The sequence below is a fragment of the Marilutibacter spongiae genome, assembly GCF_014145325.1.
GTDB lineage: Bacteria > Pseudomonadota > Gammaproteobacteria > Xanthomonadales > Xanthomonadaceae > Marilutibacter > Marilutibacter spongiae.
In genome coordinates, this window is sequence record NZ_JACHTF010000008.1 from 115,312 (window position 1) to 127,350 (window position 12,039).

General features: G+C 68.4%; 7 protein-coding genes. 4 read left to right on the forward strand and 3 right to left on the reverse strand.

The window, feature by feature from the left end; translation table 11 throughout:
- Nucleotides 1-208: 208 nt before the first annotated feature.
- The 3 genes from H4F98_RS09015 to H4F98_RS09025 are packed head-to-tail and all read left to right on the forward strand — an operon-like array spanning nt 209 to nt 6,444.
- Complete coding sequence (locus H4F98_RS09015; RefSeq protein ID WP_425487588.1) at nt 209-1,711, forward strand: transglutaminase-like domain-containing protein; 1,503 nt, start codon at nt 209-211, stop codon at nt 1,709-1,711.
- Between the two features lie 48 nt (nt 1,712-1,759).
- Complete coding sequence (locus H4F98_RS09020) at nt 1,760-4,795, forward strand: TonB-dependent receptor (RefSeq protein ID WP_182686913.1); 3,036 nt, start codon at nt 1,760-1,762, stop codon at nt 4,793-4,795.
- Nucleotides 4,796-4,845: 50 nt separating this feature from the next.
- On the forward strand, nt 4,846-6,444 hold the full coding sequence (locus H4F98_RS09025) for a serine hydrolase (RefSeq protein ID WP_246373022.1): 1,599 nt from the start codon (nt 4,846-4,848) through the stop codon (nt 6,442-6,444).
- A 9-nt stretch (nt 6,445-6,453) separates the two neighbouring features.
- On the opposite strand, the gene dinB is transcribed toward H4F98_RS09025, so the two are convergent.
- The 3 genes from dinB to H4F98_RS09040 all read right to left on the reverse strand — a co-directional run bounded on the left by dinB (nt 6,454) and on the right by H4F98_RS09040 (nt 9,535).
- Nucleotides 6,454-7,578, reverse strand: a complete 1,125-nt coding sequence (dinB, locus tag H4F98_RS09030; RefSeq protein ID WP_182686915.1) for a DNA polymerase IV — start codon at nt 7,576-7,578, stop codon at nt 6,454-6,456.
- Nucleotides 7,579-7,671: 93 nt separating this feature from the next.
- On the reverse strand, nt 7,672-8,025 hold the full coding sequence (locus tag H4F98_RS09035) for a hypothetical protein (RefSeq protein ID WP_182686917.1): 354 nt from the start codon (nt 8,023-8,025) through the stop codon (nt 7,672-7,674).
- A 106-nt stretch (nt 8,026-8,131) separates the two neighbouring features.
- A complete protein-coding gene (locus H4F98_RS09040; protein ID WP_182686920.1) occupies nt 8,132-9,535 on the reverse strand; it encodes a GntP family permease in 1,404 nt (467 codons plus the stop codon).
- Between the two features lie 195 nt (nt 9,536-9,730).
- On the opposite strand from H4F98_RS09040, the gene H4F98_RS09045 reads away from it, so the two are divergent.
- Nucleotides 9,731-11,920 (forward strand): TonB-dependent receptor, encoded by a 2,190-nt coding sequence (locus H4F98_RS09045; protein WP_182686923.1) that lies wholly within the window; start codon nt 9,731-9,733, stop codon nt 11,918-11,920.
- Nucleotides 11,921-12,039 lie beyond the last annotated feature (119 nt).

The window sequence follows — 12,039 nt, forward strand, 5'->3', positions numbered from 1 at the left end:
AACACGCATCTTCGGCATCCCCGTTTGATCGGTCCAGCGGCCGTCCGACGGCCGGTCCGGCAGCGCCTGGAATCCCGGCGTCCGACCGGGTCCTCGGTTCCAGAGAATACTTATTTCGATCAAAGTATCAATTCGGAATAAATTATTGACCGCCTTCCCGTCTGCGTGTTACACCGATGTCATGTCCAGCCGGCCGGGGGGCCGCGTCGTGGCGAATGACCCAAGCACACCTAGCGCGATCACGTCCGGCCTGCGCACGCAGGCGCGGCGGCTGGGATGCGGCGCGCTGCTGGGCTGGAGCCTGCTGCTGCCCGCGAGCCCGGGTCCTCGCGACACCGTACGTGAAGTCGTCGCCCGGGTCGACGCAGGGCGTTTCGCCGAGGCCGAGCAGCGTATCGGCGAGGTCCTGGCCGATGGCGCCACCCCGGCGGGGGTGCGCACCGCGCTGGCCTTCGAGCGCGAACGCATGCGCCGCATCCTGCTCGACTTCCCGCTCGACGAGCCGGCCACGCAGGAGCGCCTGCGCAAGGAGATTCCCGACCTGCAGGCGGGCGAGTTCGCGGCGTGGTCGGCCTCGGGCGCCCTCGAGCACCTCGACATCGATGGCCGGCCACGCTACTTCGCGCGTGCGGTCCCCAACCTGTTCCGGGTGAGTGCGGAAGCCGCGATGCGTCGACGGGAAACGCCCGTGCCGCACAACGGTCCCATGGAGGCGCTGGGCCCGCACCACGTCGAGGTGCGCGACGCCGCGCTGGCGACGGGACGGGCCGGCGTGGCGCCACGGCGCATCCGCGTGGAGCAGTCGCTGGTGGTGGACGCGGACGCGGTACCGGCAGGGGAAACGCTCAGGGCCTGGATCCCCTATCCCCGGGCGATCCCCGGCCAGCAGGACGACATCCGCCTGCTGGGCAGCGATCCCGTCCAGCCGGTCGTGGCGCCGGCGTCCGCGCTCCAGCGCACCGTCTACCTGGAGAAGCAGGCCGTGGCGGGCGTGCCGACCGAATTCTCGGTGAGTTACGAACTGACCGTGCGCGGCCAGTACCACGCGATCGATCCCGAGCGCGTCAGCCGCGTGCTCTTGCCCCCGGAACTGCTCGAGTTCACCGCCGAGCGTCCCCCGCACATCGTGTTCACCGATGCCTTGCGGCGCTTCTCGAAGCAGGTCGTGGGCGACGAGCAGAACCCGGCGCGCATCGCACGCAGGCTGTTCGCGGCCGTCGACCGGATCCCCTGGGCCTCGGCGCGCGAATACTCGACGATCTCCAACATCAGCGCGCACGCGCTGCGCACCGGGCATGCCGACTGCGGACAACAGACCCTGCTGCTGATGGCGCTGCTCCGCCTCAACGGCATCCCCAGCCGCTGGCAGTCGGGCATGGTCTATTCCGACGGCGACTACGACAACCTGCACGACTGGGGCTGGCTCTACCTGGCGCCCTACGGCTGGGTGCCGATGGACGTGACCACCGGCCTGCTCGACAGCCCGGACGAGGGCCTGCGCGATTTCTACTTCGGCGGCCTGGACGCCTATCGGATCGCCTTCAACGACGATTATTCGCGGGAGTTCTTCCCGCCCAAGGAGCATTTCAGGTCGGAGACCGTGGATTCGCAGCGCGGCGAAGTGGAGTGGCTGGGGGGCAACCTCTACTTCGACCAGTGGGACTACCGCTTCTCGGCGAAGGTCCTGCCGGGCAACGCCACCGCGCACTAGCAGGGACGCCACCTACCTCAACCACAGCAACCAGTTCGGGGGATACACATGTACGGCACGGCATTGCGGAAGAGTGCGTTATTCGTGGCCATGGGGATCGGCCTGGCGTCGATGGCGCCGGGGATCGTCCACGCCCAGAACGTGAACGGCGCCATCGCCGGCCGCGCCAACGCCGGGGACCGGATCACCGTCACCAATACCGAGACGGGCCTGTCGCGATCGGTCGCCGCCGGCGCGGACGGCAGCTACCGGTTGTCGCAGCTGCCGGTGGGTAGTTACTCGCTGCAGGTCAGCCGCGATGGCCAGCCGCTCGGCGAACCGGTCGAGGTCGGCGTGTCGCTGGGCAACGCGACGACCATCAACCTGGGCAGCGACGGCGTGGTCAGCCTCTCGGCGGTCCAGGTGATCGGTTCGCGGGTGATCTCGCCGGTCGACGTCACCTCGACCGAGTCGGCCACCAACATCACCGCCGAGGAGATCGAGCGCCTGCCCGTGGAGCGCGACGTCGCGTCGGTGGCCCTGCTGGCCCCCGGCGTCGCGGGCGGCAGCGCGGGCTTTGGCGGCATTTCCTTCGGCGGCTCTTCGGTCGCCGAGAACGCGTTCTACATCAACGGCCTCAACGTCACCGACTTCTACAACCGCGTCGGCTTCTCGCAGGCGCCGTTCGACTTCTACCAGGAGTTCCAGGTCAAGACCGGCGGCTACTCCGTCGAGTACGGGCGCACCACCGGCGGCGTGGTCAACGCGATCGCCAAGTCGGGCAGCAACGACTTCCACTATGGCGCCAAGCTGGTGCTGGAACCGCGGGACTGGCAGTCCTCGGCCCGCGACAGCTACCTCGATGGCGACCGCTACCTCACGCGCAGCAAGGACAGTTCGGACCTGACCACCCTCAATGCCTGGGCCTCGGGCCCGATCATGAAGGACCGCCTGTTCTTCTTCGCGATGTACGAAGCCCGCGACGTCAAGCCCGAGAACACCAGCAACACCGGCACCAGCTTCACCCGCGGCGACTCCGACAACGGCTTCTGGGCGACGACGCTCGACTGGCAGCTGACCGACAACAACCTGCTCAGCCTGATGGCGTTCTCGAACGAGAACCGGGTCGACAACGCCACCTATGCCTACGACTTCGACGCCGGCGCGCGGGGCGACAAGCTCAGCGAGGCCTATTCCGAGTCCGGTGGCGACAACTGGGCGCTCACCTGGACGTCCCACTTCACCGACACCTTGTCGATGAAGCTCATGCACGGCCGCAACGAGCGCAACAGCGTGGCTGCCTCACCCAACGACGGCGATTGCAACTACGTGACCGCCGGCGCCGGGGTGGTCGACCCCGGGGTGCCGCTGGGCTGCACCAACAACGCCACCATCTACGACCGCAACGACCAGCGCGAGCAGACCCGCGCCGATTTCGAGTGGTCACTGGGCGACCACCTGCTGCGATTCGGGCTGGATCGCGAGACCAACACCTCCGACCTGAGCCAGGACTACGCCGGTCCCGGCGGCATCCAGTACAACGTGTACTCGACCACGCCCGGCGCACAGATATCCGGCGCGGGCATCGTGCCGCCCGGCTACTTCGCCTATGTTCGCGCACGCCGCTATTCGATCTTCGGCGAATTCGAGAGCCGCAACGAGGCGTTCTACCTCGAGGACAACTGGTCGGTCACCGACAACCTGGTGCTCAACCTCGGCATCCGAAACGAGACCTTCGACAACCGCGACGCCGAGGGCCGAACCTACATCGAGATGGACGACATGTGGGCACCGCGCGCCGGCTTCGCCTGGGACATGAAGGGCGACGGCACGACCAAGCTGTTCGGCAACGTCGGCCGCTATTTCCTGCCGGTCGCCAACGTCATCAACATCAAGCAGGGCGGGGCGCTGCTGGACGAGCGCACCTACTACGGCTTCGACGGTTGGGACATCCAGGAACGCGACGGCGTGCAGTTCGCGGTGCCGATCCTCGGCACCCAGTTCGGCTTCGACAACAGCCAGGGCGACGGCACCGTCGGCGACCTGCGTGCCGAGGTCGACGCCGACATGGACCCGGTCTACCAGGACGAACTGATCCTGGGCTTCCAGCAGCAGATCAACTCGACCTGGTCATGGGGCGTGCGCGGCACCTACCGCAAGCTCCACAACGCCATCGACGACATCAACCTGACCGCCACCCACTGCGGGCGCATCGCCAGCCGCTGGGTCATGGCCAATCCGGGCGAGGACGTGACGGTCTGGGGCGACACCGATTGCGACGGCGTGGACGACGGTTACCTGACCGTCGATACCTCGAAGATGGGTTACTGGACCGAGTCCGACAACTACGAGTTCGTCAACGGCGAATGGGAGTACGTGGATTCGACGCCGACCGGACAGCGCGGCTGGGTCAAGCCCAAGCGCAGCTACAAGGCGCTGGAGTTCCAGGTCGATCGCGCGTGGGACGGCAAATGGGCCTTCAACGCTGCCTATACCCTGTCCTGGAACGAGGGCAACGCCGAGGGCCCGGTCAACACCGACACGAACTTCGGCGACACCGGGCGCACCGAGAACTTCGACGATCCCTTCGTCAACTACCGGGGCGACGGACCGCTGGCGAACGACCACCGACACCAGATCAAGCTGCGCGGCAGCTATGCCTTCAACGACAACTGGAGCATGGGCGCCACGCTGGACGCGCGTTCGGGTGGGCCGATCACCGCCTTTGGCGTGGGCAACCCCTACAACTGGAAGAGCTACCACAGCTACTTCATCTGCGTGGAAAACTGCACCCCGCCCGAGGGCGCGCAGGAAGGCGATACCTGGAGCACCGCCGACCGCGTGTTCGAGCATTCCCCGCGCGGCGGCGAAGGCAACATGCCCTGGATCATCGACGTGGGAATGAGCCTGGGCTATGAGCGGCAGTTCTCGTTCGGTACCTTCGAAGCGCGGCTGTCGGTCTACAACCTGTTCAATCGGCAGGAGCCGGTCTGGGTTTACCAGGACCTGGAACCGGGCGTGGGCGACCGCGACGAGTACTTCGGCAAGGAGCGCTTCCTGCAGTCGCCGCGCTACGGCCAGCTGATGCTCGCATGGCGCTACTGATCTGCCCGGCCCCCCGCGCGCCGTTCGCGCCGCCGCGGGGGGCGTGGGGCATGCGTGCCGGCGTCGCCGGTAGCGGGGCCTCGCGCCGGCTGACGGCGTTCCTCATGTCGGTGGCGATCGCGTGCGTGCCCGCGGTGGCGCTCGCGCAGGGGGCGACGGGCGCACGCGACCCTGCCGCCCTGGCGCGGATATTCGACCAGGCCATGGCACGCTACGCGTTGCCCGGGATGGCGATGGGCGTGATCGAGGACGGCAAGGTCGCCTGGGTGCGCACGGGCGGCGAGACGGTCGCCGGTTCCGGCGATCCCGTGCAGCCTTCCACGCTCTTCAAGATCGCCTCCAATAGCAAGGCCATGACCGCGTCGCTGCTGGCGCGCCAGGTCGACGCGGGCCTGCTGGCCTGGGACGATCCGGTCGTCCGCCACCTGCCCACGTTTCGCATGCACGACCCGTGGGTCACGCGGGAGATGCAGGTGCGCGACCTGCTGGTGCACAACTCCGGCCTGCCGGAGGGCGCCGGCGACCTGATGCTTTGGCCCGAGCCCAACCGTTTCGGCCGCGACGACATCATCGCCGGCCTGGCCCACCTGGAGCCCGAACGCAGCTTCCGGTCGGGCTACGCCTACGACAACCTCATGTACGTGGTGGCGGGCGAGGTCGCCGCCGCCGTCGGCGGCGCGTCCTACGAGACGCTGCTGCGGCGCGAGGTCTTCGCGCCGCTCGGCCTCGACGCCTGTCGCGTCGGCCAATGGGAGCGCGCCGCGGCGGGCAGCGTCGCCCAGCCGCACATGCATGCCGACACGGGCAACGTCGCCATCCGCACCGACGGCGACACGGTGCCCGCGATCACCTCCGCCGCCGCCGGCGGCATCCGCTGCAACCTCGACGACATGCTGGCGTGGGCGCTGAACTGGCTCGACCCGACGCCCGCGCAGCGCGAGTGGCTGTCGCAGGCGCAGCGCGACGCGATGTGGACCGCGCATACCCCGCTGCCGGTGTCTTCGCGCAATCGGGAATGGGATGGCACCCATGTCCGCGCCTATGGCTATGGCTGGCGCCTGGCCGACGTGGACGGCGAGTGGACCGTGTCGCACACCGGCACGCTGTCGGGCATGTACTCGGTGCTGATGCTGTTGCCGGACCGGAAGTCCGGCTTCGTGGTCATGATCAATGGCGAAGGCAGCACCGCGCGCACGGTGCTGACCGCCGCCCTGCTCAAGTATTTCACCGACCCGGGATCGGGCGCGGACGTGAGTGCGTTCGCCGAGCGCCTGGAAAGCGAGCGCACCGCGCCTTCGGCGTCGCGGGTGCCGGATACCACGTCCCGCCGGCCGATCGATGCCACGTTCCTGGGGGCGCGGCTGGGGCGATACCGCGACCCCTGGTTCGGCGAGGTGTCGGTATGCACCGTCGGCGACGGCGTGCGCTTCCGTTCGGTGATGTCGCCCTTGCTGTCGGGACGGGTGATGCGCGTGGGCGAGCGTGCTTTGGTCGACTGGGACGACGACACCGTCGACCTCGAGGCCTGGATGGACTTCCACGACGAAGGCGCCGGCACGCGCATGACGATGGCCAAGCTCGACCCCGATGGCGACTTCAGCTCGGACTACGAGGACCTGGACTTCCGGCGAATCGGTGACTGCGAGTAGCGCACGGTCTCAGGCGTCGCCCGGGGGGTGCGCCTCGAACAGCTCGATCTGGGCGGCTTCGCCCTCGCCGTCGACGAAGCCCGAAACGCCGACCCCGACCAGGCGATAGAGCGTGTCCCGGGGCAGGTCCACGCGCTGCCGCAGCTCGCAGGCGACCTCGGCCAGGCCCTGCGCATCGGCCGGGAGCGAGGGCAGGGTCAGGCTGCGGGTCAGGATGCGGAAATCGGCGGTCTTGAGCTTCAGCACCACGGTACGGGCGATGCGCTGCGGGTCACGGGCACGCTCGCGCTGGTAGCCGGCCCAGGTCTTCTCGGCCAGGCACTGGATATGGGGTGCCAGCGACGACAGCGGCAGGTCCTCGGGGAAGGTGTCCTCCGAGGACACCTGCATGGTCGGGCGTTCGGGCTGCACGGGATTGTCGTCCACGCCCATCGACAGGCGGTGCAGGCGCGCGCCCCAGCGACCGAACATCCGCTCCAGCTCGGCCTGGCCGAGGCCGCGCAGGTCGCCCACCGTGGCGATGCCCAGGCGCGCCAGGCGGCGTTCGGTGACCTGGCCGACGCCCGGGAGCCGCCCGACCGGCAGCGGCTGCAGGAAGGCATCGACATCGCGCGGGCGCAGCACGAACTGGCCGTCGGGCTTGCGCCAGTCCGAGGCGATCTTGGCCAGGAACTTGTTGGGCGCGATGCCGGCCGATGCGGTCAGCCCGGTTTCCTCGCGGATCGCCGCGCGGATGGCCTCGGCGGTGGCCGTCGCCGAGGGCATTCCGGTCTTCGTTTCGGTGACGTCGAGATACGCCTCGTCCAGGGACAGCGGCTCGATGAGGTCGGTATGGCGGGCGAAGATCGCACGGATCTGCCGGGAGACGGCCTTGTAACGCGGGAAGTCGGGCGGCACGAACACCGCGTGCGGACACAGCCGCTCCGCGCGCACCGCGGGCATCGCCGAGCGCACGCCGAAGCGTCGCGCCTCGTAGCTGGCCGCGCACACCACCGAGCGCGCGCCACGCCAGGCCACCACGACCGGTTGCCCCTTCAGTTCGGGCGCGTCGCGCTGCTCCACCGACGCGTAGAACGCGTCCATGTCGACGTGGACGATCTTGCGGAGCGGGGCAGCGGGCACGGGCGACGGCATCGGGATCCGGGGGGAACGATACCGCGTCCTGCTGACAGCGGGCGTCAGCAGGGTGTGTTGGGCGGTCGCCCAGGGCCGCCCCCGACTGCAGGCTCAGGGATGGTAGTCCGGGTCCGGCGGCTGGGCGGGTGCCATCGCCACGACCGGAGGCGTGGTCGGCGTGCTCCAGTTGACCACGTCCTCGATCCAGGCGTTGCCGGCAAACCGGTCCCAGCGCGCCTGGTTGGCGTTCCAGGCGTAGTGGACGTGGGCACGGACGGTGATCGGAGGGAGCTGCGGGACGGGCACGTTCGCCCACTGTACCGTCAGGGTGTACTGGTAGCCGCGCTGTGCCCACGCATCCTGCGGGACCTGGGCGAAGATCGGGTTGGGGTCGTAGGGCGGCGGATTGCCCAGCAGGGCGGTCGCGGCGCCGATCCTGCGCTGCTGCGGAGGCACGTAGGCCATGGGGATACCTCGAGGGTCGGGAAGGGGTGGGTGAAGCCGCGCGTCGCGACGCGATGCGGCCACCCCTTCTCCAACGCCGGGCCTAGCGTGCCGTGAAGCCGGCGCGTCAGACCAGACCGGTCGCGTAGAACAGCCCGATGATGAAGAACACCGCCAGCGTCTTGATGATCGTGATCGCGAAGACGTCCTTGTAGGCCTGCCGGTGCGTGAGACCGGTGACCGCCAGCAGGGTGATCACCGCGCCATTGTGGGGCAGGGTGTCCATGCCGCCGGATGCCATCGCGGCGACCCGGTGCAACACTTCCATGGGGATGCCGGCGGCATTGGCGTTGGCGATGAAGGTGTCGGCCATCGCCGCCAGGGCGATGCTCATGCCGCCCGAGGCCGAGCCGGTAATGCCGGCGAGCGCGGTGACCGTCACCGCTTCGTTGACCAGCGGGTTGGGGATCGAGCCCAGGGCGTTGGCCACGATGAGGAAGCCCGGCAGGGCGGCGATCACCGCGCCGAAGCCGTATTCCGACGCGGTGTTCATGGAGGCGAGAAGGGCCCCACCGACGGCGCTCTTGCTGCCCTCGGCGAAGCGCGTGGCGACTGGCTTCCAGGCGAGTGCGATCACGGCCAGGATGCCGACGAGCAGCGCCGCCTCGACCGCCCAGATCGCCGCGATCTTCGAGACCTCCTGAACCACGGGGGCCGCGTCGCCGACCACCGCCGGGTCGAAACTGTGGGTCTCGCCGTACATGCGCGGGATCCATAGCGTGAACAGCTTGTTGGACACGCCCACCAGCACCAGCGGCAGGATCGCCAGCCAGGGATTGGCGAGGCGATCGTCGGTGAATGGCGCCGGCTCGTTGACCAGGCTCGCCGGGTCGCCGTAGCCCTCGCCGGCCCGGGCGGCCTTGCGCCGGCGCGACTCCAGGTAGGTCATGCCGAGCACCAGTATGAACACGCCGCCCAGCGTGCCCAGCACCGGCGCGGCCCAGGAGTTGGTGCCGAAGAAGGCGGTGGGGATGATGTTCTGGATCTGCGGCGTGCCGGGGAGCGCATCCATGGTGAAGGTGAAGGCGCCCAGCGCGATCGTGCCGGGGATCAGGCGCTTGGGGATGTCGCTCTGGCGGAACAGTTCGGCCGCGAACGGGTAGACGGCGAACACCACCACGAACAGCGACACGCCGCCGTAGGTGAGCAGGGCGCAGACCACGACGATGGACAGCATCGCGCGCTGGGCCCCGAGCAGCCTGATCGTCGCGGCGACGATCGACTTCGAGAACCCCGACAGCTCGATCAGCTTGCCGAAGATCGCCCCCAGCAGGAACACCGGGAAATAGAGCTTGATGAAGCCGACCATCTTGTCCATGAACAGGCCGGTGAACATGGGCGCGACCAGGCTGGGGTCGGTCAGCAGCACGGCGCCGAGGGCGGCGATCGGCGCGAACAGGATCACGCTGTAGCCGCGATAGGCGACGAACATCAGGAAGCACAGCGCCCCCAGTACGATCAGAAACTCCATTCCTTGCTCCCCGGCGCCCTGGCGGGCCCTCGACAGTCCGGAGTCTCGGCAACCCGGCGGCGCGTGGGCATTGTCCGAAGGTACAGCAGTCGCGCCGCGCGCCCCCTCCTAGTCTGTGCTCCATGACGGGGACCCCCGTCGTTGCACTGCACACCATCATTCCGACATCGGTTGGCACCTGGGGAGAGGACACGCATGAACCGCAAACACCTGAGCATCGCCATTACCTGCGCATTGCTGGCACCCAGTGCCTGGGCGCAGGACGCCGGCACCACCGCGGCGCAGGGCGAGCGCGCCGCGGCGACCCTCGACGCGGTCACGGTCACCGCCCGCAAGCGCGAGGAGACCCTGCAGGAAGTGCCGGTCGCCGTCACCGCGTTCACCGCCGACGCGCTCGACAAGCTCGACGTCGAGGACCTGTCCGACCTGGACGCGCAGGTGCCCAACCTGACCATCTACGCCGCGCGCGGTTCCAGCAGCACGGTGACCGCCTACATCCGCGGCATCGGCCAGTCCGATCCGCTGTGGGGCGTCGACCCCGGCGTGGGCATCTACCTCGACGACGTCTACATCGCCCGGCCCCAGGGTGCGCTGCTGGACGTGTTCGACGTCGACCGCATCGAGGTCCTGCGCGGCCCGCAAGGCACGCTTTACGGCAAGAACACCATCGGCGGCGCGATCAAGTACATTTCCCGCGGCCTGCCGGCGAGCACCGACGGCTTCGCCTCGGTCACCGCGGGCACGAACGGGCAGCTCGACGTCAAGGCCGCGCTCGGCGGTTCGTTCGGCGGCAACGATGCCTTGCGCGGCAGGATCTCTGTCGCCAGCCTCAACCGCGACGGCTACGGCGAGAACCGCATCACCAAGCAGGACGTGAGCGACAAGGAGATCCTGACGCTGCGCGCCGAGCTGGGCGCCTATGTCAGCGACGATTTCAACATCCGTTTCGCCTACGACTGGATGGACGACCAGTCCGGCGTGCGCGGTGCGCAGATGCTCGCGCCCAATCCGTTCGCGCCCGGTTACGCACCCCTCGACGACCGCTACGACGTGCGCAACGGCATGCCGAACGTCAACGACACCGACATGCAGGGCCTGTCGGCGACCGCCAACTGGCGCGTCAACGACGACTGGTCGGCGAAGTACGTCATCGCCAAGCGCGAATCCGACACCGAGACCAACATCGACTTCGACACCCTGCCCAACACGATCGCCGACGTGAAGGCGTTCTACAGCGACGAGCAGGTCAGCAACGAGCTGCAGGTCAACTACGACGCCGGCGGGCGCGCGCGCGGCGTGATGGGCCTGTACTGGTTCGACGGCGAGGCCGGCGGCCAGGTGCTCAACAACTTCTTCGGCCTGCTGTTCGGCGACACCCAGGGCACGGTCTACACCGAGAGCTTCGCGCTGTACGCCGACTGGACCTTCGACCTGACCGATCGCCTGCAGCTCGACGTGGGCGCCCGCTACACCGACGAGGACAAGCGCGCCGACGTCCTCAACCGCGGCTACAGCGACGCCACCTACACCACGCCGATCTCGGTGGCGGCCGACTTCGACAAGACCATCAACTTCAAGAACACCTCGCCCAAGGTCTCGCTGGACTACCAGGTGACCCCGGACATCATGGTCTACGGCTCCGCCTCGCGCGGGTTCAAGTCCGGCGGCTACAACATCCGCGCCCAGGCGACGTCGGTGCCGCGCTCGGCCGAGCCCTTCGACGACGAGGTGGTCGACAGCTACGAGGTCGGCAGCAAGATGGCCTTCCTCGACCAGACCCTGTTCCTGAACCTGGCGGCGTTCCACAACCGCTACAAGGACATCCAGCTGTCGGTCTTCACCGCCTTCGACGCCGATGGCGACGGCGTGGAGGACTCCTTCTTCGGCGACTTCACCAATGCCGGCGAAGGCACGGTCAATGGCGTCGAGGTGGAATACCAGTGGCTGCCCTCGCAGCACTGGGCGATCTCCGGCAACCTGGCCTGGCTGGACGCGGAGTACGACGAGTTCATCACCAACGGCGTCAACGTCGCCGACAGCCAGGAGTTCACCAACGCGCCGGAGTTCTCCGGGGCGATCAACGTGGAGTACCGCCTGCCGCTGGCCAATGGTGGCGACGTTTCCACCCGCGTGGGCTACAGCTACCAGAGCGAGGTTTATCCGACCACCGACCTGTCCGAGGCGATCAGGCAGGACGGCTACGGCCTGCTCAACGCCGGCGTGATCTGGCACGCCAACGAGACCTGGAGCCTGTCGTTGCAGGGCAAGAACCTGCTCGACGAGGAGTACCGCACCACCGGCTACAACATTCCCGTGCTGGGCGTGCTGACCGGGTTCTACGGCCCGCCGCGCGAAGTCAGCCTGACCGCCCGGTACGACTTCTGACCGGGCCCCGCAAGGGCTATCCCTTGCTGCGACGGCGGGCCATGGCCCGCCGTCGCTGCGTTATGCTCGGGGTGGGGCGGCGCAGGCAGGTGGACACGGTGAGGCGGCAATCGGATCGG